Genomic DNA, 25,417 nt, shown 5'->3' with positions numbered 1-25,417 from the left:
TATCACCTCTCGTTGTCAACAAGATAAAGTATTGCATTTAAAACTGCAACTGCAACTGTACTTCCACCCTTTCTACCACTAACTACTACTGATGGTACCTCCATAGTGGAAAATTCATTTTTTGATTCTTCAGCACCTACAAATCCTACAGGGACAGCTACAACAAAATCAGGATCGGTCAAACCATTTTTTATGTGTTCAGCCAATGTGTATAAGGCTGTAGGTGCATTACCTATAAGAAACGCTTTTATATTTGGATCTTTACAAGCCTTTTCCATGGATACTATGCTTCTGGTAACTCCCCTTTCACCAGCCTCCTTTATTACGTCGTTATCTGCTACAAAGTTCACTATTTCGCAATTGAGTCTTTTTAAGGTCCGGGGATTAACACCGGCTTTTATCATGTTTGTATCTGCATATATTTTTATTCCCTTTGCCAACGATTTTTTAGCTTTTTCAATAGGATTTTTTATGAATTCGATCAAGTCACCGTATTGGAAATCCGCCGTTGTGTGTATTACTCGTTTTACCACCATTAATTCTTCATGTGAAAATTTTTTCAACACCTCAGAATTCATTTCGTCTTCTATGATGTCAAAACTTCTATCCTCTATCTCCATGGGTTTTTTTACATAAGACAATTATATTCCTCCCTCTATCACAAGTTCTCTTTCTTCAATGGCATCTTTTAAATGCTTTAAGTACAAATTTCTGATTTTTGGTAATTCTCCAAGCCCTTTAACAAATCCCCTAACTCTATATCCTTGTTTTTCCAGAATATTTTTCCAAGAATCTTCATCATCTCCAAGCATGTCTTCTTGTATGTGATCGCCCGCAACAAACATCAAGGGAGCCAGTTTGACAGTTTTGCAACCATGTTTTTCAAGTTTGTCTAAAACTGTTTCCAATGCTGGATATCCTTCCACCGTAGCTATGTGCACATTATCAAACCCTTTTTCATTCAAAATGAAATTAAGAGCCGGATAGGCCGAATTTCCATTGTGATCAGATCCATGACCCATAAAGACTACAGAAGATCCATCATCAAAATCATACTCATCATTTAAAATATCTATAATTTCAAAATAATCTTCCGTTGAACTCAGCAAAGGCCTGCCAATTGTGATTTTTGAAAATTTTTCAGCCGAATCCCTGCAATCAAAAACGACCCTTTCATATTCTGCTCCATTTATTATATGAGTTGGAACTACATCGATATGGGTAAATCCATCGTCGTAAAACCGCTGCAAGGCTTCAGATACTGTATCTGTATGGATACCATCTCTTTTTTTAAGTTTATTAATTATCATTTTTGAAGTAAATGCTCTTCTAACCGAATAATTCGGATATGATTCCTTGATGACGCACTCAAGTACATCAATATTTTTTTCTCTAGTTTCTTTATAACTAGTTCCAAAACTGACTGCTAAAATTCCTCTTTTACTCATACTTTGTTTCCTTTCGTCAACTTATTGATTGTTTTTTATGATTATCAAAGTGAAATAGCTCATATTTTCATTGAGCAACCCTTTAGCGACTGATTCATATTCTCCGCCACAATCGGTAACCGCATAAACTTTATCTTCGATACTCCTGTCTTTTACAACCTGATTAATAATACTTGTCGCAGAACTTGCTTTCATAATCACCAAATCTTGAAACCGGTCTAGAGCATCTTCCAATTCTTCTTTGCTTTTGATATCGGTCAACACAGCAAAACTTTCATTGCCTTGGGAAACTGGAATGTTCAACAAGGCTGCACTGGCACAGAAAGACGTAATTCCCGGTATGGTGACTGGCTTTACTCCGTTTTCTTCAAGATATGGGATCATATACGAATATGTACTATAAATCATGGGGTCTCCCAAGGTGAGGAATGCGGCATTTTCACCACCTTCAAGGATCAAAGCTATTTGTTTTGCGTTTGATTTCCATTTTTCATTCAACTGACCGTTATTTTCCCGCAAATTTATCATTGGAAATTCCAAATTCACTATTCTTGACGTGGAGTTCAAATATTCTTTGGCTATTTCATAGGCTTTGCTGCTCCTGCCTTTTGCCGTTACCGGTACGATCACCACATCTATATCATTCAAAGTTTTTACGGCTTTCATTGTCAATAGATCAGGATCTCCTGGTCCTACACCTATTCCGTATAACGTACCCTTTGTCATCTCCCACCATCCTTTATATTAGTTCAAATACTTTATAACTGGATTCGATCGTATATTTGATTTCTTCCGTGGAATGGGCTGCCGATAAAAACAATCCTTCAAACTGTGAAGGTGGCAACAAAATATTCCTTTTAAGCATTCCCTTAAAATATTTTTCAAACAGCTTCGTGTCTGAGTTCATTACATCTTCAAATGAGTTTACCGGGCCATCATTCATAAATACAGCCAGCATTCCTCCCACCCTGTTTACTGTAACTTTCTTTCCTGATTTTTGGGCACTTTCAGCCAACCCCTTTTCCAAATCTTTGGCCATGTTTTCGATTTGCTTGAATATTTGCGTGTTGTTTTTCAAATGATTCAACAAGTTGTAACCCATATGTACTGCAAGGGGATTTCCCGACAAAGTGCCTGCCTGGTATACCCCGCCCATGGGCGAGATTTCTTTCATTATTTCTCGTTTTCCACCATACGCTCCCACCGGCAAGCCACCACCTATGATTTTACCGAAACATACTAAATCAGGTTTTATTCCATAATAACCGGCAGCTCCTTCCAATCCTAGACGGAATCCTGTGATTACTTCATCAAATATCAGCAAAGCACCGTGATCAATTGTTAACTTTCGTAGTGTTTTTAAAAATTTTTCATCTGCACCGATCACTCCCATATTTCCTGCGACCGGCTCGATGATCACACCCGCAATTTTATTACCGAAATTATCAAATATCCTTTCCAAATCTGCAATGTCATTAAATCGGCCTACTAAGGTGTCTTTTGTTATACCCTCTGTAAGTCCTTTGCTTGTTGGCATGTTGAAAGTCAGTGCACCGGAACCACTTTTTACTAGAAGGCCGTCGTAGTGACCGTGGTAACAACCTTCAAATTTCAAAATTTTCTCTTTTCCCGTGTAGCCTCGCGCCAATCTTATAGCGCTCATAGTTGCTTCAGTACCTGAATTTACCATCCTGACCATTTCTGCTGACGGATACAACTCAGTGATCAGTTCTGCAAGCTTTAGTTCTTTTTCCGTCGATAATCCATACGTTATTCCCTTTTGAAATACTTCTTCAACTCCTTCGTGGACAATTTTGCTTCCATGACCCAATATCAAAGGACCCCAGCTCGATATGTAATCAATAAATTCATTGTTATCCAAATCTACTATCTTGCTTCCGAAGGCTTCTTTTGCGAAAATCGGATTCATTCCCACACTGCCAAATGCTCTAACAGGGCTATTCACGCCGCCTGGTATGTAGTTTTTTGATTTTTCATATATTGATTTAGAGTTGGTAAATTTCATAAGTCTTGTCCTTTCTTTTTAAAGATTCGGCTATTTCCTTTGCGAAATACGTTATGATCATATCTGCTCCAGCACGTTTTATGGACAACAGAGACTCGAAAACTATATCGCTGTTCAACAATCCGTTTTCAATCGCCATTTTTAACATGGAGTATTCTCCGCTAACACTGTACGCAACTACTGGAATAGAAAAATTTTCTCTTACTTTCGCTACAACATCCAAATAGGCCAAGGCCGGCTTGACTATGACAATGTCAGCTCCTTCTTCAATATCCAGAGCAACTTCCGTCAAAGCTTCCTTTTGATTTGCCGTATCCATCTGATAAGTTTTCCTATCTCCGAAACAAGGAGCAGAATCCGCCGCTTCCCTGAAAGGACCATAATATGATGATGCATACTTTGCACTGTATGCCATGATTGGAATATCAGTGTACCCGTTATCGTCTAATTCTTTTCTGATTTCTTTGATCCTTCCATCCATCATATCAGAAGGCGCTACCATGTCGGCTCCCGCTTTGACGTGACTCAATGCAGTTTTAGCAAGCAGTTTTACTGTCTGATCATTTAAAACCTTTCCTTTGTTGTCGATCAAACCACAATGACCATGTGATGTATATTCACATAGGCAAACATCAGTCAGAATATAAATCTTGTCTCCGAAATTCTCCTTAATGGTCTTGACAGCTCTTTGTGTTATTCCATCGTCATCGTATGCTTGGGATCCAATTTCATCTTTTGTCCCGGGAATCCCAAACAAAATAATTTTGTTGATGCCAATATCAATGAGTGCTTTACACTCCTTGACCAGTTCATCCAATGAATATCTGTATTGACCCGGCATGGATTTGATTTCTTTTTTGTTTTCCTCCAACTCGTCAACAAACAATGGGTATATCAAATCATCAATCTTTAAAAAATTTTCTTTTGCCATTCTTCGGATGATCTCATTACTTCTAAGTCTCCTTGGTCTTCTGCTGATTTCCATTATAACCCTCCATCCGTGCAAATCGCCTCTATCAAGCCGTCAACATCGTATGAGCTGGCCTGGCAGTATGAAAAAGAGCCATATTCATTCAAAGTTTCTGAAGTAATTGGACCTATAGAATATAATTTGGATTTTTTCAGCAAATCCATATTTTCACCGAGGATATGTGCAAGATTTTTTACTGTCGATGAGCTGGTGAATGTTATGCAGTCAATTTGGTCATCTGAAAGCAAATCTTGGATTTTTATGTTGTTTATTTCATTATCCCTTATGGTTTCGTATATTTTCACTTCGTCTACTATGCAAATGGAATAAAGACTCTCGAACAATACTTCTCTAGAACTTAACCCTCTGGGCAATAATACTCTATCACTCGGTTTTAAAATTACCTTAAGTTCTTCAAACAATGATTCAGCTACAAAATTCTTAGGTATCAAATCTGCTTTGATGTGCATTTTTTTTAGTTCATCAGCTGTCGCATTCCCTATGGCTGCAATCTTAACATTTCCGATTTTTCTTAAGTCATAGCCTTCTTCAAACAATTTTTTGAAGAAAATATTAACTGAATTTTGACTTGTGAAAATCATCCAATCGTAAGATTCAATGTTCACGATGGATTCTTTTGTTTTTTTGTCGGTATCAAGTTCTTTGATCTTGATCATAGGAAACTCTATCACCTCGCCGCCCAGATCTTGAATTTTCTTAGACAGAGTACTGGTTTGTGCTCGAGCCCTTGTAACCATTATTCTCTTTCCGCTCAATGGTCTGTTTTCGAAAAAATTCAACTTTTCTTTCAATTCAACGACTTTTCCAACAACTATCAATACGGGAGAAGATATTTTGTTTTCTCTCGCTACATCACAGATGGTCTCCAGCGTTCCTGTTACGGTTTTTTGCTTACAGGTTGTAGCCCAGTTGATTAGTGCTACCGGTGTTTTTGAGTCCATCCCATTATTTTTCAAGTTGGATGTAATATTTTCCAATTGTGCCATTCCCATAAGGAATACCAATGTTCCTTGAAGTTTTGCCAACGTCTCCCAATCATGTTCTCTATCTTCTTCTTTCAAATGCCCGGTAATTACATGGAATCCTGAAGCATAATCTCTGTGTGTGATTGGTATTCCTCCGTATGCAAGGCCACCAATAGCCGATGTGATTCCCGGGATGACTTCGAATTCTATATTTCTATCCCTAAGATATTCACCTTCTTCTCCGCCCCTTCCAAATACATAAGGATCTCCGCCTTTGAGTCTGGTTACTATTCTTCCTTCCGCTGCCTTTTGAAAAATAATCTCATTGATTTCATCCTGAGTCTTAGTATGATTACTGGATTGTTTCCCAACATAAATGAATTCGCAATCTTCTTTTGCATATTTCAACAGGTTGCCGCCTGCCAATCTGTCGTAAACGATAACGTCGGCTATTTTTACCGATTCCATCCCTTTTACGGTTATCAATCCTTCGTCTCCAGGTCCTGCACCCGTTATATAAACCTTGCCTTTTTTCATATTTCCAACTCCTTCTTGACCTGAATTGCCAAATCGACTCCTAATTTAAATGCATCTTGGATCTCACCTGTAATATTTTTACGTACAAGTCGACTTCCATCTTCTTTTCCAAAGATACACTCTAATGTCAGTTTGCCGCCTTCCACGCTACAACATGCACCTATAGGAACATGGCAACCACCTTTTGTTTCGATCAAAAATCCCCTCTCAGCTTCTATTTGGATCCTTGATTCCTTGTCTTCCAAACTCATTAAAATATCATGCAAAGTTAAATCGTCACTTCTGATTTCGAGCCCCAAAGCCCCTTGAGCCGGTGATGGTATCATCTTATCAGTGTCGAATTCATATAACGTCCCTCTCAGTTCACTTGTTAATCCAAGCCTGTTCAAACCGGCCTTTGCCATGATAATTCCATCATAATCATTTTCTTTCATTTTTTTGATCCTGGTCTCTACATTTCCTCGAATAGGCATTATCTGAAGATCTTCTCTTAATTTAAGCAATTGGTAAGACCTTCGCTTGCTTCCTGTGCCTATTTTTGCTCCTATCGGCAAATCATCGAGAGTCTTGTAACCATGATTCATGATCAAAACATCTCTTGGATCTTCACGCTTGGGAACTGCAGAAAAGAAAAGTCCTTCAGGTTGTTTTCCCGGCATGTCTTTCATACTGTGAACTGCAAGATCTATTTTTTTAGCGAGAAGGGCCTCTTCGATTTCTTTTACGAAAATCCCCTTCTCACCCAATTTATCAAGACTGACATCTTGGATTTTATCTCCGGTAGTTTTAATAATAATAATTTCATACTCCAAATCTTTATGAATACATTTAAGGTCTTCCATTACTTTTTTTGTCTGAGTCACAGCCAATTTGCTACCCCTGGTGCCTACTTTAATATTCATTATCAATCTCCTCACTCATTAATTTATCCCTGAATATTTTCAATTTTTCCATTTCTGTATTTAACAAAGTATTCAAGTGCATTTTTCTCGTTTTGCCTTCTTTGTAATTTTCAATAATATACTTTCTAATTTTTGAATGCTCTTTCAATTTGATCAATAAATCATTGTCAAGGCTGCTTTCCAAGTACTCGAGAATTTTTTTTGCTGCTCCGGGTGATCCTCCATTAGTGGATACGGATATTGTTAGATCGTCTTTTGTCATGTAAGCCTGATTATAAAAATCTGAATTACGCTGATTCGAAGTATTGTTGCATAAAATTTTTTTTAGACTACAATCCATTCTAATTTTTTCATTGATTCTTATTTCAGAAGTTGCAGCAAAAACCAAATAAGCCCCATTCAAATACGATTCTTTGTATTCTTTTTTGATCAAAGAAAGCTTTTCTGGATACCGTTTTTTTAATTCTTCAAAGTCTGGATGGATGTCTTTTGATAAGACTTTTACATAGGCTCCTTCCTTAAGCAATTTTTTTGATTTTCTCAATCCGACACTTCCACCACCAACTATCAAAATTTCTTTTTCCTTTACATCAATCATCACAGGATATCCCATCTCACCCACCGTTGCCTTCTGAAAATCGCTCTAAAGCGTTTCTTAAGTCTTGATACTCATCTAAAACTACCGGTTTTTTTAATTTTAATACGGGCTTTCTGAAATGTTCTTTCAAACCCAACATCACGAAATTGCCTATTTCTTCTCTTTGGCTTTCTGTTAATTCTGTGTTTTGCTCCAGGTATGATAGAGTATTGTTTCTGACCTCTTCACATTTCCTATTTATATAATTCAAAAGCGGATCCAGCCTTGAGGTGTTTTTCCAGTGTATGAATTTTTCGGCTTCTTTCTTAATATCGGAAGTGCATTCACTAACTACTCGTCTTCTGTACTCAAGATTTTCGTCGACCACCTGTTTCAAATCATCAATATCAAATAATGTAATGTTTTTCATGTCTTTAATCGACTGATCCACATCTCTGGGCATTGCAAGATCCAAAATAGTGAGTTCATTTTTTATATCAGACATATCCTCTGCTTTAAAAATTATATGTGGCGAAGCGGTAGCAGTAATTAAAACTTCCGTTTCTTTTAAAATATCATGTCTGTTTGCGTACTCTATTGGAAAAACACCTTCAATCCCTTTAATTGCATTCAATAATCTTTCATGCCTTCTATTTGTCATGAATACTCTGTTGGGCTCCTCATTCAAAACATGCTTCAAAGCCAGTTTACCCATGTTTCCTGCTCCAATGATAAGTACGTCTTTATTCTTGATTCCGCAAGAATTATTTTTTATCAACTGTATTCCCGTATAGCATGTAGACAATGGATTTTCCGAAAATCTAAATTTGGTTCTAATGAATTTGGAGTAAGTTACGGCCTCTCTAAAAAGTTTATTTAAAATTTTGGAACTGAATCCATTCTCCATTGAAAATTCAATGGCGTCCTTAACCTGACCTAAAATCTGATCTTCTCCCAAAACCATTGAGTCAAAACCTGTTGCAACACCCAAAAGATGCTCAGCAGCCTCCTGCTCCTCTTTGATATAAAGGTACCTTTTTATCACTTCATTTCCCAAGCTGTTTTCATACAAGTTCAAAGCAGCTTTGATAGCGTTTTTCAAATCCTTTGATGCTAAATATACTTCACTTCTATTACATGTGGATATGATAACGGATTCGTTGACACCTTCGGACTTCAAGTATTCTAATGAATCGATCTTTTTAGAGACCGTTTCAAAGGACACTTTTTCTCTAATCTCTATGGGGGCTGCCTTGTAATCCATTCCAATTATTGCTATTTTCATTGATTTCACTCCAATATTTATAAAGCTCGTATTCCTCTTTAAAAGCCGGAACTTTCATATTTTGATGAATCTTGATCAGCCAGGGTTGTTCCAGGCCGCATTCCTTGAGTTTATCATCATTAAGAAAAACTTCCGACGGATCACCCTCTAAAACATTGCTTCCATCCTTCAAAACATAAATATAATCTGTAACCTTATATATAAAGTCCATGTCGTGACTGCTGATTATAACTTTTTTACCTTCGCTTTTCAGATTGTGAATTATATTTATGATTTTCTCTCTCATTGACGGATCAAGGCCGGCAGAAGGTTCGTCAAACAAAATGATTTCACAATCCATGGCCATTGCACCTGCTATAGAAACCCTTTTTTTCTGACCATAACTTAAAAAGTGCACGGGTTTCTTTTGAACTTCCAACAAGTCCGTATCTTCAAGTGCATCAAGAACACGATTCTTGACAATGTCTTCCGGAATGTCTGAATTTCTCAATGCAAAAGCAATGTCATCGTACACGTTCGAAAAGAAAATCTGTTTGTCAGGATCCTGAAATACAATCCCTATTTTTTTTCTATAATTTTTCAGGTAATTTCTATCATAGGAAATTTGGGAATCCTTATACAGGATTTCACCTGTGCCAGGCTTTAGTATTCCCATAATATTAAGAAAAAGAGTCGATTTTCCGGCACCATTTTCTCCTATGATTCCGATCACATTTCCGTTGTTGAAATCGAGCGTCATGTTTTTTAATGCGACGCTCCCGTCTTTATAAACATAACTTAAACCTTTAACCTTTATCATTTTTCCCTCTCAAACATGGAAATCACCATTAAAATTTTTTGTTTCCAAAACTACTCGCCAATCTTTATAACCCCCAAGAATCTTATTGAACATCATTGCAGCCAGCAAAGATATCGATTTTCGAGATTTCCTTAAATCAGCAAATCCATTCTTTAGTATCAAAGCGTTGTAGCTTTCATAAAATGATTTTATGAAAATATTTATGAACCTATACATTAAAACAATCAATTCAATCAATACAGAGGGAAGTCTTAACTTTTTCATTATCACCACCATCTGATTGACCGGTATGGTAAGTGCAGTAAAATATGCTATGGATAGAGTTGCAAGGCACCTTGTAAATATCAACCATGACAAAGACAAGGAAGTTTTAACAACACCAAAGTAAAACCCAAAAATTTCTCCACTGATCAAAAAATTTTTTTGATCAGTGGAAATCGAAACCAACAGTGTAAGGATACTTAAAATTAAAAATGATCCTGGAATCATGAAAAGTTTCAGATAAACTCTAAAATCGACTTTTCCCATTATTATCACAATGATCGAAGTACCTAGGGCTATCAAGAGATGAAGTGTTGAAATGTCGAATACAAGTGCAATTCCAAGCAGTGTTCCAGCAAAAGCACCTTTCTTTAACGGGTTTGCATCAGTCAATCCATTTGAGTATGCATGTCGGTCCATGCTAAGCATTTTTCTTGCTGGCCTTCCTGTATCCCAAATAATATGCTATAACAGAGGCTCCTATTGCGGCCTGCAAGGCAAACAGAAAACTTTCTATTTCGCCGCTTGCCGGCTCTATCAAAGGTTCGAACCACGGTTCATAGCTAGGGGCGATTTGCTGAATGACACCCTCTGCCTCACCATCGGCACCAGAAAATTCAGCGTCGGGCAATAGTTTCAAGGGAACTACCACCAAAGCCACCAGTAATAGCAGAATAAATATTTTAGTAGATTTCTTCATATAAAATCCCTTCTTTCTCATTGTCTTTAATTTTGTTGAATATCAGCGCACTCAATAGTCCCTCACCCATAGCTATGGGGATTTGAGTCAAGGCAAAAATAGCCATGAATTTCAAGGATGAACCTATTATCCCTGACAATGGATCCGGAAACGCAAACCCTAGTTGTAAAGAAGTGATAACATATGTGGCCAGATTTCCTGTGGCGGTTGCTATGAATACCGAAAGATACAAATTCACTTTAAATTTTCTGAGGAGCAGGAATAAACCGTACGTTATAAAAGGTCCTGCCACCGCCATAGAAAATGCATTTGCTCCAATAGTTGTCAATCCGCCATGTGCCAATAACAGAGCCTGAAATAAAAGTACAATAACTCCTAGAACCGACATTACGGAAGGCCCAAATAAGATGGCACCCAAACCGGTTCCCGTAGGATGGGAACAACTCCCCGTGACTGATGGAAGCTTAAGAGCCGAAAGTAGAAATACAAACGCACCTGCCAGCGCTACCAGTAATTTTTTTTCAGGTTCGTCTTTGAATATTGCATTCAGCCTTCTCAACCCCAAAATAAAAAACGGCAAGGTTGCAACCAACCAAAACAAAGCCCATTTCACCGGCAAAAATCCTTCCATAATATGCATAGCTTTTACTCCGTCCTGATATAAAAGGACACTTGCGAACATTAACAATACGAAAATCTGTTTTTTCTTTTTGATCATTTTTCTCATCCTCTCTTTTTTTCTTGGAGGAAACATAAAAAGACCCGGCTCCATGCCGGGTCTTGGTTAAACAGAATTATGTATCCCATTTAATGCAAATCTCTTCCCTCCGAAGCTTTACAAATCTTGGATACAGGCAGGTCTCCTGGCTCGGAATCATCCTAATCCTAAACTCCTTCCCACAACGTCAAGTTGCAGTGGATGCGTTCAGTTTCGTTATCCTCACAGTAGCGGGGGCTGCTGAGGTATTTCACCTCATTCCCTATTAATCTTTAAGAACCTCTATCTCTATTAAATTATGTAATTAGGTTACCATAAAGGCATTTAATTATCAATACCTTTTTAACTATGAATTTTTTGCTTGTTAATATTTGTCAGAGTGGGCAATTCTGCTTGCAGCAGCTGCAGCTATCGCACATACTAAATCATCCATGAAAGTATTGACCCTGCTTCCAACTTTTGTGTCCAATTTTTTTACGATGCCGATTTTTTCCTTGTCAAGATACCCGTAGTTTGTCAAACCGATGGTCCCATATAGGTTAACTATGGACAACGGCAGTATTTCATCGATTCCGTACAGGGATTCATCAGTTTCAACTATTTCCTGCAAAGGTTGAGGCAAAAGCTTTTTTTCGGCTATCTCGTCTAAAGATATGCCTGTTAATATGGCATGTATAGTTTCACGCTTCGAAACAACCGCCTTGATATTTTCCAGACTTTCTTCCAATGTAAGATCCGGGTGATAATCCTTTTGTAAAAAAACTACTATTTCTGCAATATCCTCAAGATGTACACCTCTTTTTTCCATCGATTCCACAGTCATGTGGTACAATTTTTCCATATCGTATCGTCCCATCGTTGCATGTACCCCTTTCCATTTTGAATTTTGATAGTACACTTCTACAGGATTTCATCTCCCATATCTCGCATCGCATCTATGGTTTCCTGGATCAATTCTTTGATGTCCAAACCAAGCATCTCAGCTCCTTGACTGATGACCTCTCTTGAACAACCTTTGGCAAACCCAGGCGTTTTGAATTTTTTCATAACCGACTTTACCTCCAAGTCACTCAAGCTCTTAGAAGGTCTCATAATGGCTGTAGCTCCTATCAAACCTGATAATTCATCGGTCGCAAACAAAACTTTTTCCATTTCAAGCTCGGGTTTAACGTCGGTGACGATTCCATAACCGTGACTGACAATTGCTCTAATGAGTTTTTCATCGATTTCATTTTCCTGCAATATTTCTGCAGTTTTTTTACAGTGGTCCTGAGGATATTTTTCAAAATCCAAATCATGCAATAGTCCAACAACTCTCCAGAACTCTTCATTTTCAGGATCCTTTTTTTGGGCATAATAACCCAATATTCCTGAAACTATTTTTGCGTGCTTAAGCAGAAAAGAATCCTGATTGTATTTTTCCAACAACTTTTGAGCTTCTTCCATCGTAGGTATGTAACCCAAATCTACCACCTCTTTTTCTCTATATTATAGAGCTTATTCAGCGGTTTTACAAACACAAACTTCTTACAAAAGCTTCAGGATTTCACTTTTCAATTCCAACAATTTGTGAGACAAAAGTCTTTTGTCCTTGTCATCCTTGTGGAAATCCACGACTATCTCCTTTTGAATTTTTGCCGGTATTTTTGATAAAACATAAATCCTATCCGATAAATAAATTGCTTCATCTATATCGTGGGTTATAAAAAGCACTGTATTCCCCAAAATATCCTTCATTTCCAGAAGCCATTTTTGCATCTGGCCTCTAGTCACCGAATCAAGTGAACCAAACGCTTCATCAAAAAGCATTATATCCTCTGCAGTCATCAATGTTCGCATAAAACTCGCTCTTTGGCGCATTCCACCTGATAGTTGGTATGGGTATTTATTTTCATAACCTTGCAAACCCACAACTGGAAGATATTTTTGTATTTTCATATTTATATCTTCTTTGGCAACTTTTTTAATTTTCAAGGGCAAAGCTATATTGTCATAGACGGTTTTCCAGGGTAACAGCAGATCCTTTTGCTGCATGTACCCTATGCTACCTTTAACTTTAACAATTCCTTCATCTACACCATACAATCCGGCTATAATATTAAACAACGTGCTTTTTCCGCTTCCGCTTGAACCCAATACTGAAACGACCTCGTTTTTATTTACATGAAGTGAAATATCTTCAAAAACAGTCATCGGACCAAAGGTTTTTTTGACGTTGTTTAGAACTATGACTTCTTCAGGCTTATTTGTGGAGGAATTCGTTTGTGTAGGCATTATCAACTTCCAACTCCCTCTCGAGAAGACCATTTTCCATCAGAAAATCCGAATAATCTTTCCAGATGGATCCTTTCATGTCCCCCCATTTTTCTACACCTTTCATGTATTGTCCTGCCAGGAATTTTTGGCTTTCAATTACCAAGGTTCTATCAAGTTCCGGTGCTTTTTTCAGTAATATCTCTGCTGCATCCTCAGGGTTGTCGATGGCATACATGTATCCTTTTTCAGCAGCTCTTAAAAATGCCTCTATTTTTTCAGGATCTTCATCGATCAATGTATTATTGGTTATAAGTATTGGTGTATAGTAGTTCAATCTTTCGTCAAGATCCTTCAACGGCATATAATCCAAGTCAACGCCTCTTAATTCGGCTTCGATACCTGTCCAACCTTCAAAAATCCATACTATATCGATTTCTTTTTCTGTAGCGGCAAAAAAATCATCCGTACCAATATTTACATTTTTCAGAGCTTCATGATCTGCTCCAGCACTTTCCATAACCGCCTTCAGTATCGCTTCTTCAGAAGGTGATCCCCAGCCTCCGTACACCTTTCCTTCGAAATCTTTAACTGTAGTTATATTCTCAGATTTTCTTGAAGCAAATCCTGAAGTATTTTCCTGAATTATTGTTGCAATAGCCTTTACCGGAAGAGGCTCTTTGCCCGTGAGCGCAAATGTCACATCCTCTTGATAGCTAACTGCAAAATCACCCTGCCCTGCTGCCACTAAAGTTGTAGAGGAACCTTCCATGGGTTGAACGATCTCTACGTCCAGTCCTTCTTCTTCAAAATATCCCTTCTCCAGTGCCACGTAAAGACCGGTATGATTCGTGTTTGGAGTCCAATCCAATATGACGGTAGTTTTTTCATTTTTTGTTCCGTCACATCCAGCAAACGCAATTAGTCCTAAGACCAGCAATAACAATGTAAAAGTAATTTTAAAATTTTTCATTATTCTTCATCCCTTTCATTTTGCCAAACTAAAATTTTTTTACTCATTAACTCAATCAATGTAATGAGTAATATACTCAATCCTACAATTACAACAATGGAGGCAAAAACCCTATCAAGGGCATATGCATTTTTAGCTCTCAACATATAAACTCCTATACCTCTATCTCCACCGAGCCATTCACCTATGACCGCCGACATGATCATATATGTAGCACCTATTTTCAGCCCAGAGAAAAAATAGACCATGGAAAAAGGCAATTTCAAATGATATAAAGTTTGAATTTTGCTTGCTTTCATCGATTTGAAAAGTTTAAGGTAGTCATCATCAATGCTGTCCATACCATCCACCAAATTTATGGCTATAGGGAAAAAACACACGATCACCACCGTAACGATTTTAGGCATCATTCCAAAACCGAACCAAATAATAAAAAGCGGCGCCAGGGCTATTATGGGTATGGTTTGCGAGATCACCAAAATCGGGTATAGTAACTTTTTAATAAAATTGAAACTATCCATAAAAATCGATATAAGAAATGCAAGGATTATGGAAATCGCAAATCCCGCAAGTGATTCATAAACTGTAACGATCAAGTGATAATAGATTAAATCCCAGTCTTTTACAAGAGCAAGACCGATATCGATGGGTGAAGGTAAAATGTACATCGGTGTTTGTCTGATCACTACCAATGCCTGCCAAATAATCAAAATACCGAAAATTCCAATTGCAGGATAGATTTTATCTGTATTTATAAATTTTTTCATCTATGGTGACCCCATTTTTTTTCGAGTCTATTTTTACTACAGCAAGAACTCTATCTGCTCCCAAATCATAGCAAATTTCTTGCGCTTCTTTTACGATATTCATGAGAACTTCATAATCACCTTCCATGGTAGTCTCCATTGGACCAACTACATAAATCACTCCTTTTTCCTTGATCATATCGATCACCTTGTCAACTACTGGATATATTTCTTCTTCAGGAACCACTGGAATGATTTGAAGGCTGACATTAACATTTTTCATAATTATTATTCCTCCTATTTTGATTGAGATAATATTTTCGTAAGATTATCATATATTTGACTTTTGATCTCTTCTTCATCCATATTCAACAATATGGAAATTTCTCTGACTACCTTCTTGATTTCACTGGGATATCCCCTTTTCCCGTTAATCCACTTCAATGCATCAGGACCATCTGTTTCAGTCAAAATTTTATCTTTAGGTAACGATTTGACCAGATCCCGCGTAATTTTAGAGTTATATACATCCACTCCAATTGTAAAATAGCAACCTCTATCCACTAGCTTTTCAAATACATCCCTAGGTCCGCTATACCAGTGAATTATCGGATTTTTGATTTCATATCTCATCAGATATTCGAGAATCTCCGACTCCGCTCCTTTAGTATGCATGTTGGGACTTTTTTCGTATCTTTGACACCTTGAAAGCATATATTCAAACACTTTACGCTGATATGAATAAAATTTGTTGTTTGTGATCCAGTAAAAATCCAGTCCGATTTCCCCAATCAACTGTGATTCCATTATGCATGAATCAAAAACATCCAAATCATCGACGAATTTGTGAGCTTCCCAGGGGTGGATGCCGAATGCGGGTATTATGAGATCCTTGCCTTCGGCAAATTTCTTTGAGTATTCATAAGATCCGGGATTCATAGAACATGCAACAGACATGATTTTATCTTTTTCCATTTTATTTATGGCATCACCTATTTTGTCTTCGAACTGCTCCAAGTGGGTATGTGCGTCTACATACATCAAAAATCACCTCTTTTTTGATTTAAACAGAAAAAAAGCACCATAATATCTACAGTGCTTGGGATTTTTAAATAAGCTTTCCTCCGGCAGTTCTAACCGCGTCAGGTTCAAAGGGTTAAAGATAAACTTCTCTCAGCCAAAAGGCACCCCTAGCACATATATTTACTTGTGAACCGATTATATCATATGTAATTTAAATAAACAACCTGAATTGAAAATTTTCAATCGATTTTCAATAAAACATCAAAGTACATTCTCCATCCATTGACAGGGTTATTTAAAAGTCGTAGAATTAGTTGAATTTTAAACAATGGAGGCATAAACAATGTTCAAACCAAAACTTTTATCTATGATCAAAACCAAAAATCCGTCACTTAACAAGAAACAAATCAAAGATGACATTATCGCCGGGATAATCGTAGCCATAATAGCGCTGCCCTTGTCGATCGCTTTAGGGATTTCTTCCGGAGTCGATCCTGAAAAAGGCCTGGTCACTGCAGTTATTGCCGGGTTCTTAATTTCATTTTTTGGTGGCAGCAGAGTTCAAATCGGTGGTCCTACCGGAGCTTTTGTAATAATTGTTTACGGAATAATCCAAGAATACGGCATACAGGGACTTACTATTTCTACAATTATGGCTGGACTGATAATGATAGCTTTTGGCCTTTTAAAGTTTGGAAATTTGATAAGATACATCCCATACCCCATCACCATCGGGTTTACTTCAGGAATTGCCGTTGTGCTGTTTTCAACTCAAATAAAAGATTTTTTAGGTCTTAATATCTCAGAAGTTCCCGCCGACTTTTTTGAAAAATGGCATGTCTATATTGAAAATGCAAGTTCAGCGGGCATACCGACTATTTTTGTCGGAGTTCTCTCGATCTTGATAATAGTATTATGGCCGAGAGTCAACAAAACAATACCCGGATCCCTCGTTGCTCTTATCTTCGGTACACTGATAGTATCTATTTTCAAGCTTGATGTTTTAACTATAGGGAGTCTTTTTGGTGAAATCTCCAACAAGATATCTTTTGTTGAATTTTCTTCTATCGACCTTTCTGTCAATACACTAAAAAACCTTTTTCCTCCCGCAATGACCATTGCATTTTTGGCCAGTATAGAATCCTTGTTATCCGCCATGGTCGCTGACGGGATGATCGGAAAAAGACATCGATCCAACACAGAGCTTATAGCACAGGGTATAGCAAATATCGGTTCTGCAATTTTCGGTGGGATCCCCGCTACCGGTGCCATAGCCAGAACTGCAGCCAATGTCAAAAACGGCGGCAGAACTCCAATAGCAGGCATAGTACACTCTCTGGTACTTTTTCTTATAATGATCATGTTTATGCCTCTCGCCTCTTTGATCCCAATGACCACCTTAAGTGCGATATTGATGGTCGTTTCCTACAACATGAGTGAGTGGCGATCTTTTAAAGAACTTTTGAAATCTACCAAAAGCGACGCTTCTGTTCTTCTTTTGACATTTACTCTTACGGTCGTATTTGATCTCATCATTGCAATTGAAATCGGAATGCTCGTAGCCATGGGATTATTTATCAAGAGAATGGCTGACAGCACGGCGATTGAAAATACAAGTAGATCTTATCTGGACCTTTTTGAGGAAAACTATCATGAATCCATGGAAGATGTTTCAGATTATCACAAGCACATGGATAGTCAAATCCTGCTGTATGAAATAAACGGACCTCTATTTTTCGGAGCTGCCAATACTTTTGTAGATGTACTTGATGAGTTAAATATAGAAACAAAATTTTTGATCCTTCAACTTAAAGATGTCCCCATAATGGATGCAACTGCACTTAATTCGCTTCGAAGAATCAATCATCGTTGCATTGAAATGAACATAGATTTATTCTATTGTGAATTGAAACCACAACCACATCGACTTCTTGTCAATTCTGGATATATAGAATCTGTGGGGGAAGGTAAATTCTTTAATACCGTTCAAAACGCTATCCTGACGGCCGGCAAAATGTTGTCAAATTGATATTATACCACTCCTTTTTAACTTGTTATTGACACCTTTGAATGCGAGTATTATAATATGACTAACAAGTCACATGACCACCAGGACACATCGTAAATCAGGAGGGATTATAATGATCAATGTTAACGGCCTGTACCATGCTTATGAAAAAGGAGGTCCTTTTGCTGTAAAAAACGCTGCTTTTAAAGTTGAAAAAGGAGAGATATTTGGCTTTTTAGGACCTTCCGGTGCTGGTAAATCAACTACACAAGGCATACTCACCGGTTTGTTGCCGTTGCAAAAGGGAGAAGTAACTGTTGCCGGATGCGACATGAAAAAACCTAAAAGAGAAATTTTCAACAAAATCGGTGTTTCTTTTGAGCAGTCAAATGTTTACGGCAAACTCACCGCAAGGGAAAATTTGAATTTTTATTCTAAATTGTTCGATGTAAACACCGTTGATGCAGGAACACTTTTAAAGTTGGTCGGTCTTGATCATGTAGCAGATAAAAAGGCCGGTGAATTTTCAAAAGGAATGAAACATCGACTTACATTTGTCAGAAGCATGTTAAACAAACCTGAATTATGGTTTTTGGATGAACCCACCACCGGCTTGGATCCTGCAATTGCCAGCCAAATCAAAGATATAATCAAGGAAGAAAACAACAAGGGAACAACTGTATTCCTTACTACTCACAATATGTTCGTAGCTGATGAACTTTGCGACAGGGTTGCTTTTATAATTGATGGTGAAATCAAACTGATAGATTCACCTAGAAATTTGAAATTAAAGTATGGTGAAAAAATGGTTTCGGTCGAACATAATGAAGACGGAAAATTAGTCAAAGAACAACTATCTTTGATCATCAAAGAAGATCAAGATAGGCTAAAGACCATCATCAGCAGAGGCAACATTGAAATCATGCACACGAAAGAAGCAACTCTTGAAGAAATATTCATAAAGGTAACTGGCAGGGGGTTGAAATAGAATGTCAAAACTCTGGACAACTTTTTTAAAAGATGCAAAACTTTCCTTCAACGGCCTATACTTTTACATAGAAATAGGTTTGGCATTTATATTTGTTGCTGTTATGCTCTTTGTTGTTCCTGAAAATTTTGAGTCTGGACAAAAGATAAATGCATTCGTAAATTTAGATGAACCAATAAAATCTCAAATCGAGGAGCAAATCACTTCCGAAGATGATTCTCTTCTGTATGATTCAAGAACTGCTTTGGAGGATTCTCTGGAGAAAGATAGATCTGCTGTAGGGATCGAAATCAAATCAAATGGATCTGGTGAAATCATTTACGATTTTGTGCTTCAAGGCTACGAAAATGATAGAATCAAATCACTCTTAAAATCAACGGTGGAAGGTGAATTCTTATCGTCGATTCCAGGATTCGAAAGCTCCGTGAGCTATGATGTTTTGGAACCTGATTCCCAAAGATTGACTGACCGTGCAAATATTCTTCCCATATATCTAACTATAAACGTAGGACTTATGGGTTTGTTTATAATTGCTGCCTATATATTTCTCGACAAAGATGAAGGTGTCATTAAGGCGTATGCAGTTGCACCAGTTAAAATATGGCAATACCTTGCAGCCAAAATGCTGATAATGTTGTTGATGGGACTTATCACTTCTATTATTCCGGTATTAATGCTTGCTGGCACTGACGTTAATTTCCTATTGCTCATAGTAATGGTTTCCAGCTTCAACTTATTCGGATCTGCTTTGGGATTGTTTGTATCCAGTTTCTTTGACAGCATGGTCAAAGCCATGGGCGGTTTATATGCTGCTGTAATGCTAATGGTCCTTCCTTCCCTGTCTTACTTTGCACCATCTTTCAACCCTGCTTGGATAAAAGTTTTTCCTTCTTATCCAATGATGTTTGCCTTTAGAGAACTTCTATTGAAAAATGGCGACACTGGCTATATTTGGATGCAAACGGTATTGTTTTTGATCTTGGCATTGTTGGTTTTTTTCGCTGCCAACCTAAGATTCAAAAAGACTCTGACTGTTTAGTTCGGGAGGTTGAAATGAAAAAAATATTGACGATAATCGGAAGAGATATAAAGAGCGGTACAAGGGACTGGTTAATAATTTACTTGAGCATAGCACCAATTTTGTTTGCACTGGTAATAAAAGGTTTAATGCCCGGTGTGGAGTCTACCACTTTAAACGTGGTTATGCAACATGATACTCCTGCTGATATTTCTGAATATATGGAATCCTACTTCGATGTCGAATACGTTTCCGACTTGGAAGCAATGAATGATCGCATACTTAGATTGGATGATGTTTATGGGGTTGTTTATGATTCAAACAATGAAGGTTTTGAAACTATAATGCAAGGCAACGAATCCGCAGATGCCCATATAGCTTTGGGGTTGATTCTGGATCAATACGGATTAAGTGAAGATACGGTTCTGCCCGTCACTGTAGAATTTTCTGATGTTGGCTGGGAAATGTCACCCTTAAAACTTTATGGCGCCAATATTATAATATTATTTACGACAGTTTTAGGCGGTATGATGATCCTTTTAAATCTGGTTGAGGAAAAGATGAACAACACATTAAGTGCGGTGAATGTTTCTCCAATCACCAGAACAGAATTCATTATCGGAAAAGGTTCCTTGGGTGTGTTACTAGCGCTGCTGGGTTCCATAGCTGTTATTCTAATCCTTGATTTTGGTAGTATAAACTACCTAATGCTATTGACAAGTTTGTTGGCTATTTCATTTATCAGTGCTATCGTCGGTTTTGGTATAGGCGTTGTCAATGATGAACCCATAGCCGCAATTGCCAGCATGAAAGTCACCTTCGTTCCGGTATTGGCTTCTATCTTTGGATCCATGTACTTGCCGGAAAAATGGCACTTTATCTTGTTTTGGTCTCCCTTTTATTGGGCATACAACAGTATAAGAGATATTCTGCTTAAGACTGCGCAGTGGAATCAAATACTTCTAAACAGTTTTATTATCCTTGTGCTTACCGCTATTCTATTTTTTACTCTGAGAAAGCGAATAGCACACGGATTAAAATAAGGAGGGTTATTAATGGATGGTTTGGCTTTACTAGGTTTGTTTTTGATAATTTATTCTTTTGCTGTGGTTGCACTGACTGTAAAAAAACCAAAATCGATTTGGGAGATGGCCAAGATCAGAATGTTCAGAAAAATACTGGGTGAAAAAGGTACTGTTATATTCTTTTACATCTTTTCGATTGTCGCTTTTGCCGCTGGCATATGGCTGATGGTTTTCAGGAAGTAAATTTTTTCAAAAAAGGGCATGAGCCCTTTTTTTATGTTATAATGCTCTTTGATAAAATTCCAGATAAAGGTGAAATATGAATATAAAAAATCTTTTTACAAAAAAAACAAACGTTTTTATTTTAGCAGTGTTTTGTACTCTTTTATGGGGCAGCGCTTTTCCTGCTGTGAAAATCGGCTATGAATTATTTGAAATTTCTCAATCGGATATTTTTGGGAAAATCGCTTTTGCAGGTTATAGATTTACACTTTCCGGAATAATGGTTATGATTTTTGATTTTCTCATAAACAAGAAGTTGTCTACCCCTTCAAAAAAAGAATTGCCCAAAATTTTTGTTTTGGGGTTATTGTTGACCAGCATAAATTACACCTTGTTTTATGTCGGATTGGCCAACACAACCGGGGTGAATGGTGCAATACTCAATTCAACGGGAACTTTTTTTTCTGTTATTCTGGCGCATTTCTTCTTTCGAGACGACAAACTCACATTTTTAAAGTTTGTAGGCGTTGGCATTGGATTTTCAGGTGTTGCTTTAGTAAATTTGACCGACAGCATGATATCCACAAGTTTCAACTTCCTGGGTGACGGATTTATAATAATTTCAGCTTTAATCGGCTCAATCGGATTCATATATTCCAAAAAACTCAGTAGTAATATGAGTACTGTAACTCTAACCGGTTTCCAATTATTTTTTGGCGGTTTGACAATGATGATAATTGCATGGCTAAACGGCTCTTATTTGACAGGCTTCAGCCCTCGTGCATCTTTACTGCTTGTCTATCTGGCTTTTTTAACGGCTTCTGCCTTCACAATATGGACTACTCTTTTTAAGTATAATAATGTTAGCAGAATAACGATCTACAAATTTTTGATCCCTATATTTGGTGCGGTTCTATCAGCATTATTCTTGAAAGAAAAATTGTTCAGCTGGGTAAACTTGACCGCTCTTTTTCTGGTAAGCATAGGAATTTATGTAGTTAATTCTGTCAAGCCGATAAAAAACAAAAATGCAGGAGCCTGAATCATCAGTATGGGTCCTTATCATATTGTAATGACAAAAAAACCGTGATAATATCGTAGTAACAAAGAATATCATATGGAAGGAAAATGAATATGAATAGAACTGAACTCTTGGGTCGTTGGACCAAGGAAAAGTCAGAAGAACTATATGGCATAAAAAATTGGGGTGCAGGATATTTTTCCATTTCGGATAAAGGTGAGGTTTTGGTCAACCCTTATCCCAAAAACAAGGAATCAGCTGCAAGTTTGATGGATATAATATCCGGTATAAGAGAACGTGGTCTGGATATGCCCGTATTACTCAGATTTGAAAATTTATTGGATGCTCAAATTTCTTATCTGAATGAATCATTCAAAAAAGCCATGGATAACCTGAACTACAAAGGCAAATACAGGGGTGTTTATCCTGTCAAGGTTAATCAGCAACAACAAGTTATTGAAGAGGTCACTAAATTTGGTCAGAGGTACCATCACGGGCTGGAGGTTGGAAGCAAACCGGAGCTTATTGCAGCGCTTTCGCTCTTAAAGGACAAGGAAGCTGCACTTATATGCAATGGCTATAAGGATGAAGAATTTATCGACCTTTGTCTTTTTGCGGTGAAGATGGGTTACAAATGTTTTTTTGTTATAGAGGTACCCAATGAATTGGATCTTTTATTGGAGAGATCCAAAGCTCTAGATATAAAACCGTATATCGGGATCAGGATCAAGCTGGCTGCAAAAGCGGGCGGACACTGGACTGATTCAGGAGGAGACAGAAGCATATTCGGGCTAAACGTTTCTCAAGTTATTACAATGGTCGACAAGTTGCGCGATTATGGCATGCTGGATTGCCTGAAATTGATGCACTATCACCTAGGTTCTCAAATCCCCAATATAAGAGACATTAGATCAGCTGTCCTTGAAGCGACTAGAGTCTACGCAGAGTTGGTCAAGGAAGGCGCGCCCATGGGATATTTGGATCTGGGTGGTGGTTTGGCTGTAGATTATGATGGTTCTAACACCAATTATACGAATAGCAGAAATTACTCCGTCGAAGAATATTGCACTGATATAGTTGAAGCTGTTATGTCAATTTTAGATCCGAGTGATATTCCGCACCCAATTATTGTCACAGAATCAGGTAGAACCACAGTGGCATACTACTCAGTCCTTCTTTTCAACGTTCTTGATGTGGAGAAATTGGAGAATTATGATTTACCCGACAAACTTGATGAAGCAACTCCGGATCAAATCAAGTATCTATTTGAAGCATACAAAGGGTTGACCTTAAAGAATATTCAAGAGTGCTACAATGATGCTCTCTACTACAGAGACCAAATTCGTGAGATGTTTAAACACGGGTCCATCAGTCTTAGAGAGAGATCTTTTTCTGAGAAAATATTTTGGAGTCTGATCAGTAAAATCGCGAAAGAGAAACAAAAACTTAAAAATGCTCCACCGGATCTGGAAGATTTGGAAAGTGCGATTGCAGATATTTATTACTGTAATTTTTCAGTATTTCAATCTATTCCCGATAGTTGGGCCATAGATCAACTATTTCCCATCATGCCGTTACATCGTCTGAATGAACTGCCGAAAAGAGATGCGATCATCGCTGATATAACCTGCGACTGTGACGGAAAAATCGACAGATTTATCGATCTTCACGATGTAAGAAGCACTTTACCTTTACACGACATGGAAAATGGAGATAATTACTACCTTGGTGTTTTTCTTGTGGGCGCTTACCAGGAAACCCTCGGAGACCTCCACAATCTTTTTGGCGACACGAACGTTGTGAGTGTAAGGATCTACCCTGATGGAAACTACGATTTTGTGAAGGAAATACAGGGTGATACAGTGGCTGATGTGCTTTCTTACGTAGAGTTCGATCCTAAAGACATGCTTGAAAGGTTTAGGGAAACTGCTGAAGATGCCGTTAGAGAAGGTTTGATAGATCCTAGTGATAGAAGAGAAATAATGAAAGCCTATGATCTGGGCCTAAGAGGATACACCTATTATGAAAGATAACTTAAAAGAGATTTTTTAATCTCTTTTTTGTTTATCTTTTACTTAATGTGGTATAAATGATAAGAGTTTTAATGTCACTTAAAATGACAAAATATTTTAAAACTGGAGGACTATATGGAAAATCAAAAGACGTTAAAAAATTTAATGGAAGCATTCGCCGGTGAATCACAAGCAAATAGAAAGTATCTGGCATATTCTCAAAAAGCGGAATCTGACGGAAAGAAAAATGCTGCGAAACTTTTCAAGGCAGCCAGTGATGCCGAAACTTTACATGCCCTAAAACACTTTGAAGTGGCTGGTAAAATCAAGGGAACTGCAGAAAACCTTCAAGACGCGGTAAACGGTGAAAATCACGAATATCAAAGCATGTACCCTGAATTTCTGGAAGATGCCAAAGCTGAAGGCAACAAGGAGGCAATCAGAACATTTACTTATGCATTAAAGGCTGAAGAAGTCCATGCCAGACTTTATCAAGAAGCATTGGAAAACATCGATGATGAAAAAGAAGTATTCTATTACTTGTGCCCGGTATGCGGCAACATCGAAAAATCTCGACCTGACAAATGTTTCATTTGCGGAGTTCCAGGGGAAAAATTTATCAAATATTAATATTGAGAGCGGCATTCAAATTAGAATGCCGCTTCTTTTAAGTTTATTGCCAACCTTTTGTTTAGATTTATATAATCGATCCCAACCAAACTGTCGTAAACTAAAATTTCCACACCTGCTTCAGCTGCAATAACAAGATTTTTTGAAAACTCGGGGTCTGTATGCATATAGTCATCGGATAGAGCACCCTTTTTCATAGAATAGAGCCACTTCATCCATCAAATAGAGCCATGATTTTCTTGGCAGGGCCATCACAGATGTGACAGCCCAAGCCTGTTATTTAATACCG

At 37.6% G+C, this 25,417-nt stretch carries 29 protein-coding genes and 2 riboswitches; of the genes, 8 read left to right on the top strand and 21 right to left on the bottom strand.

Annotated features, from left to right (window positions below; all coding sequences use genetic code 11):
- Positions 1-2: 2 nt before the first annotated feature.
- The 20 genes from IWB18_RS08455 to IWB18_RS08360 form a co-directional block, all read right to left on the bottom strand.
- Complete coding sequence (locus IWB18_RS08455; protein ID WP_195683189.1) at positions 3-641, bottom strand: precorrin-8X methylmutase; 639 nt, start codon at positions 639-641, stop codon at positions 3-5.
- Entirely contained in the window at positions 642-1,448 is an 807-nt protein-coding gene (locus tag IWB18_RS08450; RefSeq protein WP_195683188.1) for a sirohydrochlorin cobaltochelatase, read from the bottom strand.
- 21 nt (positions 1,449-1,469) lie between these two features.
- Positions 1,470-2,174 carry a precorrin-2 C(20)-methyltransferase gene (gene cobI / locus IWB18_RS08445; protein WP_195683187.1) on the bottom strand — a complete coding sequence of 235 codons (705 nt, stop codon included), beginning with the start codon at positions 2,172-2,174 and terminating at the stop codon, positions 1,470-1,472.
- Positions 2,175-2,187: 13 nt separating this feature from the next.
- On the bottom strand, positions 2,188-3,474 hold the full coding sequence (gene hemL, locus IWB18_RS08440) for a glutamate-1-semialdehyde 2,1-aminomutase (protein WP_195683186.1): 1,287 nt from the start codon (positions 3,472-3,474) through the stop codon (positions 2,188-2,190).
- Positions 3,455-4,459 carry a porphobilinogen synthase gene (gene hemB, locus IWB18_RS08435; protein ID WP_195683185.1) on the bottom strand — a complete coding sequence of 335 codons (1,005 nt, stop codon included), beginning with the start codon at positions 4,457-4,459 and terminating at the stop codon, positions 3,455-3,457. Before hemB ends, hemL begins: the two co-directional genes overlap by 20 nt.
- Positions 4,459-5,967 carry a uroporphyrinogen-III C-methyltransferase gene (gene cobA / locus IWB18_RS08430; RefSeq protein ID WP_195683184.1) on the bottom strand — a complete coding sequence of 503 codons (1,509 nt, stop codon included), beginning with the start codon at positions 5,965-5,967 and terminating at the stop codon, positions 4,459-4,461. Before cobA ends, hemB begins: the two co-directional genes overlap by 1 nt.
- Positions 5,964-6,869: a hydroxymethylbilane synthase gene (hemC, locus tag IWB18_RS08425; RefSeq protein WP_195683183.1), complete on the bottom strand. Its 906-nt coding sequence runs from the start codon at positions 6,867-6,869 to the stop codon at positions 5,964-5,966. The genes cobA and hemC overlap by 4 nt, the downstream gene beginning before the upstream one ends.
- Positions 6,859-7,467 carry a precorrin-2 dehydrogenase/sirohydrochlorin ferrochelatase family protein gene (locus IWB18_RS08420; RefSeq protein WP_195683182.1) on the bottom strand — a complete coding sequence of 203 codons (609 nt, stop codon included), beginning with the start codon at positions 7,465-7,467 and terminating at the stop codon, positions 6,859-6,861. Before IWB18_RS08420 ends, hemC begins: the two co-directional genes overlap by 11 nt.
- Before the next feature lie 16 nt (positions 7,468-7,483).
- The gene (gene hemA, locus IWB18_RS08415) at positions 7,484-8,731 is read right to left on the bottom strand and encodes a glutamyl-tRNA reductase (protein WP_195683181.1); all 1,248 of its coding nucleotides are present in this window, start codon (positions 8,729-8,731) and stop codon (positions 7,484-7,486) included.
- Positions 8,679-9,530 carry an energy-coupling factor ABC transporter ATP-binding protein gene (locus IWB18_RS08410; protein WP_195683180.1) on the bottom strand — a complete coding sequence of 284 codons (852 nt, stop codon included), beginning with the start codon at positions 9,528-9,530 and terminating at the stop codon, positions 8,679-8,681. The genes hemA and IWB18_RS08410 overlap by 53 nt, the downstream gene beginning before the upstream one ends.
- A 9-nt stretch (positions 9,531-9,539) precedes the next feature.
- Positions 9,540-10,211 (bottom strand): CbiQ family ECF transporter T component, encoded by a 672-nt coding sequence (locus tag IWB18_RS08405; RefSeq protein WP_195683179.1) that lies wholly within the window; start codon positions 10,209-10,211, stop codon positions 9,540-9,542.
- Between the two features lies 1 nt (position 10,212).
- Positions 10,213-10,491 carry an energy-coupling factor ABC transporter substrate-binding protein gene (locus IWB18_RS08400; RefSeq protein WP_195683178.1) on the bottom strand — a complete coding sequence of 93 codons (279 nt, stop codon included), beginning with the start codon at positions 10,489-10,491 and terminating at the stop codon, positions 10,213-10,215.
- Entirely contained in the window at positions 10,475-11,206 is a 732-nt protein-coding gene (locus IWB18_RS08395; RefSeq protein WP_195683217.1) for an energy-coupling factor ABC transporter permease, read from the bottom strand. The genes IWB18_RS08400 and IWB18_RS08395 overlap by 17 nt, the downstream gene beginning before the upstream one ends.
- A 121-nt stretch (positions 11,207-11,327) precedes the next feature.
- Positions 11,328-11,508: riboswitch (cobalamin riboswitch) on the bottom strand.
- Between the two features lie 65 nt (positions 11,509-11,573).
- Positions 11,574-12,050: a phosphatidylglycerophosphatase A family protein gene (locus tag IWB18_RS08390; RefSeq protein WP_207740789.1), complete on the bottom strand. Its 477-nt coding sequence runs from the start codon at positions 12,048-12,050 to the stop codon at positions 11,574-11,576.
- Between the two features lie 59 nt (positions 12,051-12,109).
- Positions 12,110-12,673, bottom strand: a complete 564-nt coding sequence (locus tag IWB18_RS08385; protein WP_195683176.1) for an HDIG domain-containing metalloprotein — start codon at positions 12,671-12,673, stop codon at positions 12,110-12,112.
- A 63-nt stretch (positions 12,674-12,736) separates the two neighbouring features.
- Complete coding sequence (locus IWB18_RS08380) at positions 12,737-13,483, bottom strand: ABC transporter ATP-binding protein (RefSeq protein WP_195683216.1); 747 nt, start codon at positions 13,481-13,483, stop codon at positions 12,737-12,739.
- The gene (locus IWB18_RS08375) at positions 13,452-14,435 is read right to left on the bottom strand and encodes an ABC transporter substrate-binding protein (protein WP_195683175.1); all 984 of its coding nucleotides are present in this window, start codon (positions 14,433-14,435) and stop codon (positions 13,452-13,454) included. The genes IWB18_RS08380 and IWB18_RS08375 overlap by 32 nt, the downstream gene beginning before the upstream one ends.
- Positions 14,435-15,202 carry an ABC transporter permease gene (locus IWB18_RS08370; RefSeq protein ID WP_195683174.1) on the bottom strand — a complete coding sequence of 256 codons (768 nt, stop codon included), beginning with the start codon at positions 15,200-15,202 and terminating at the stop codon, positions 14,435-14,437. The genes IWB18_RS08375 and IWB18_RS08370 overlap by 1 nt, the downstream gene beginning before the upstream one ends.
- Entirely contained in the window at positions 15,177-15,464 is a 288-nt protein-coding gene (locus IWB18_RS08365; protein ID WP_195683173.1) for a thiamine-binding protein, read from the bottom strand. Before IWB18_RS08365 ends, IWB18_RS08370 begins: the two co-directional genes overlap by 26 nt.
- 14 nt (positions 15,465-15,478) lie before the next feature.
- Positions 15,479-16,222 carry a TatD family hydrolase gene (locus IWB18_RS08360; protein WP_195683215.1) on the bottom strand — a complete coding sequence of 248 codons (744 nt, stop codon included), beginning with the start codon at positions 16,220-16,222 and terminating at the stop codon, positions 15,479-15,481.
- Positions 16,223-16,283: 61 nt separating this feature from the next.
- A riboswitch (TPP riboswitch) is annotated at positions 16,284-16,383 on the bottom strand.
- Between the two features lie 164 nt (positions 16,384-16,547).
- Here IWB18_RS08360 and IWB18_RS08355 point away from each other — a divergent pair.
- The 8 genes from IWB18_RS08355 (at position 16,548) to IWB18_RS08320 (ending at position 25,128) form a co-directional block, all read left to right on the top strand.
- Positions 16,548-18,233, top strand: coding sequence for a SulP family inorganic anion transporter (locus IWB18_RS08355; protein ID WP_195683172.1), 1,686 nt, complete (start codon positions 16,548-16,550; stop codon positions 18,231-18,233).
- Between the two features lie 112 nt (positions 18,234-18,345).
- Entirely contained in the window at positions 18,346-19,200 is an 855-nt protein-coding gene (locus IWB18_RS08350; protein ID WP_195683171.1) for an ABC transporter ATP-binding protein, read from the top strand.
- A gap of 1 nt (position 19,201) precedes the next feature.
- On the top strand, positions 19,202-20,239 hold the full coding sequence (locus tag IWB18_RS08345; RefSeq protein ID WP_195683170.1) for an ABC transporter permease: 1,038 nt from the start codon (positions 19,202-19,204) through the stop codon (positions 20,237-20,239).
- A gap of 14 nt (positions 20,240-20,253) precedes the next feature.
- Positions 20,254-21,261 carry an ABC transporter permease gene (locus IWB18_RS08340; protein ID WP_195683169.1) on the top strand — a complete coding sequence of 336 codons (1,008 nt, stop codon included), beginning with the start codon at positions 20,254-20,256 and terminating at the stop codon, positions 21,259-21,261.
- Positions 21,262-21,273: 12 nt separating this feature from the next.
- The gene (locus IWB18_RS08335) at positions 21,274-21,486 is read left to right on the top strand and encodes a hypothetical protein (RefSeq protein WP_195683168.1); all 213 of its coding nucleotides are present in this window, start codon (positions 21,274-21,276) and stop codon (positions 21,484-21,486) included.
- A 76-nt stretch (positions 21,487-21,562) separates the two neighbouring features.
- Positions 21,563-22,507, top strand: a complete 945-nt coding sequence (locus tag IWB18_RS08330; RefSeq protein WP_195683167.1) for a DMT family transporter — start codon at positions 21,563-21,565, stop codon at positions 22,505-22,507.
- A 92-nt stretch (positions 22,508-22,599) separates the two neighbouring features.
- Positions 22,600-24,519, top strand: coding sequence for a biosynthetic arginine decarboxylase (gene speA / locus IWB18_RS08325; protein WP_195683166.1), 1,920 nt, complete (start codon positions 22,600-22,602; stop codon positions 24,517-24,519).
- A gap of 114 nt (positions 24,520-24,633) precedes the next feature.
- A complete protein-coding gene (locus tag IWB18_RS08320) occupies positions 24,634-25,128 on the top strand; it encodes a rubrerythrin family protein (protein ID WP_195683165.1) in 495 nt (164 codons plus the stop codon).
- A gap of 20 nt (positions 25,129-25,148) precedes the next feature.
- Here IWB18_RS08320 and IWB18_RS08315 read toward each other — a convergent pair whose 3' ends face one another.
- Positions 25,149-25,325 carry a hypothetical protein gene (locus tag IWB18_RS08315; RefSeq protein ID WP_195683164.1) on the bottom strand — a complete coding sequence of 59 codons (177 nt, stop codon included), beginning with the start codon at positions 25,323-25,325 and terminating at the stop codon, positions 25,149-25,151.
- Between the last annotated feature and the right edge of the window lie 92 nt (positions 25,326-25,417).

The organism is Alkalibacter mobilis, from assembly GCF_015594845.1.
Taxonomy (GTDB): domain Bacteria; phylum Bacillota; class Clostridia; order Eubacteriales; family Alkalibacteraceae; genus Alkalibacter; species Alkalibacter mobilis.
Note: the sequence above shows the minus strand (reverse complement) of the source record. Positions and strands in the feature narration are given on the sequence as shown.

What these genes read in the sequence shown, in the direction of transcription:
- IWB18_RS08400 (WP_195683178.1), bottom strand. Translation starts at nt 10,491, where the DNA reads ATGAAGAAATCTACTAAAATATTTATTCTGCTATTACTGGTGGCTTTG.
- hemB (WP_195683185.1), bottom strand. Translation starts at nt 4,459, where the DNA reads ATGGAAATCAGCAGAAGACCAAGGAGACTTAGAAGTAATGAGATCATC.
- hemA (WP_195683181.1), bottom strand. Translation starts at nt 8,731, where the DNA reads ATGAAAATAGCAATAATTGGAATGGATTACAAGGCAGCCCCCATAGAG.
- hemL (WP_195683186.1), bottom strand. Translation starts at nt 3,474, where the DNA reads ATGAAATTTACCAACTCTAAATCAATATATGAAAAATCAAAAAACTAC.
- IWB18_RS08370 (WP_195683174.1), bottom strand. Translation starts at nt 15,202, where the DNA reads ATGAAAAAATTTATAAATACAGATAAAATCTATCCTGCAATTGGAATT.
- IWB18_RS08375 (WP_195683175.1), bottom strand. Translation starts at nt 14,435, where the DNA reads ATGAAAAATTTTAAAATTACTTTTACATTGTTATTGCTGGTCTTAGGA.
- IWB18_RS08405 (WP_195683179.1), bottom strand. Translation starts at nt 10,211, where the DNA reads ATGGACCGACATGCATACTCAAATGGATTGACTGATGCAAACCCGTTA.
- IWB18_RS08410 (WP_195683180.1), bottom strand. Translation starts at nt 9,530, where the DNA reads ATGATAAAGGTTAAAGGTTTAAGTTATGTTTATAAAGACGGGAGCGTC.
- IWB18_RS08320 (WP_195683165.1), top strand. Translation starts at nt 24,634, where the DNA reads ATGGAAAATCAAAAGACGTTAAAAAATTTAATGGAAGCATTCGCCGGT.
- speA (WP_195683166.1), top strand. Translation starts at nt 22,600, where the DNA reads ATGAATAGAACTGAACTCTTGGGTCGTTGGACCAAGGAAAAGTCAGAA.
- IWB18_RS08355 (WP_195683172.1), top strand. Translation starts at nt 16,548, where the DNA reads ATGTTCAAACCAAAACTTTTATCTATGATCAAAACCAAAAATCCGTCA.
- IWB18_RS08330 (WP_195683167.1), top strand. Translation starts at nt 21,563, where the DNA reads ATGAATATAAAAAATCTTTTTACAAAAAAAACAAACGTTTTTATTTTA.
- IWB18_RS08345 (WP_195683170.1), top strand. Translation starts at nt 19,202, where the DNA reads ATGTCAAAACTCTGGACAACTTTTTTAAAAGATGCAAAACTTTCCTTC.
- hemC (WP_195683183.1), bottom strand. Translation starts at nt 6,869, where the DNA reads ATGAATATTAAAGTAGGCACCAGGGGTAGCAAATTGGCTGTGACTCAG.
- IWB18_RS08420 (WP_195683182.1), bottom strand. Translation starts at nt 7,467, where the DNA reads ATGATTGATGTAAAGGAAAAAGAAATTTTGATAGTTGGTGGTGGAAGT.
- IWB18_RS08350 (WP_195683171.1), top strand. Translation starts at nt 18,346, where the DNA reads ATGATCAATGTTAACGGCCTGTACCATGCTTATGAAAAAGGAGGTCCT.
- IWB18_RS08365 (WP_195683173.1), bottom strand. Translation starts at nt 15,464, where the DNA reads ATGAAAAATGTTAATGTCAGCCTTCAAATCATTCCAGTGGTTCCTGAA.
- IWB18_RS08390 (WP_207740789.1), bottom strand. Translation starts at nt 12,050, where the DNA reads ATGGAAAAATTGTACCACATGACTGTGGAATCGATGGAAAAAAGAGGT.
- IWB18_RS08335 (WP_195683168.1), top strand. Translation starts at nt 21,274, where the DNA reads ATGGATGGTTTGGCTTTACTAGGTTTGTTTTTGATAATTTATTCTTTT.
- cobA (WP_195683184.1), bottom strand. Translation starts at nt 5,967, where the DNA reads ATGAAAAAAGGCAAGGTTTATATAACGGGTGCAGGACCTGGAGACGAA.
- IWB18_RS08315 (WP_195683164.1), bottom strand. Translation starts at nt 25,325, where the DNA reads ATGAAAAAGGGTGCTCTATCCGATGACTATATGCATACAGACCCCGAG.
- IWB18_RS08340 (WP_195683169.1), top strand. Translation starts at nt 20,254, where the DNA reads ATGAAAAAAATATTGACGATAATCGGAAGAGATATAAAGAGCGGTACA.
- IWB18_RS08360 (WP_195683215.1), bottom strand. Translation starts at nt 16,222, where the DNA reads ATGTATGTAGACGCACATACCCACTTGGAGCAGTTCGAAGACAAAATA.
- IWB18_RS08450 (WP_195683188.1), bottom strand. Translation starts at nt 1,448, where the DNA reads ATGAGTAAAAGAGGAATTTTAGCAGTCAGTTTTGGAACTAGTTATAAA.
- cobI (WP_195683187.1), bottom strand. Translation starts at nt 2,174, where the DNA reads ATGACAAAGGGTACGTTATACGGAATAGGTGTAGGACCAGGAGATCCT.
- IWB18_RS08380 (WP_195683216.1), bottom strand. Translation starts at nt 13,483, where the DNA reads ATGCCTACACAAACGAATTCCTCCACAAATAAGCCTGAAGAAGTCATA.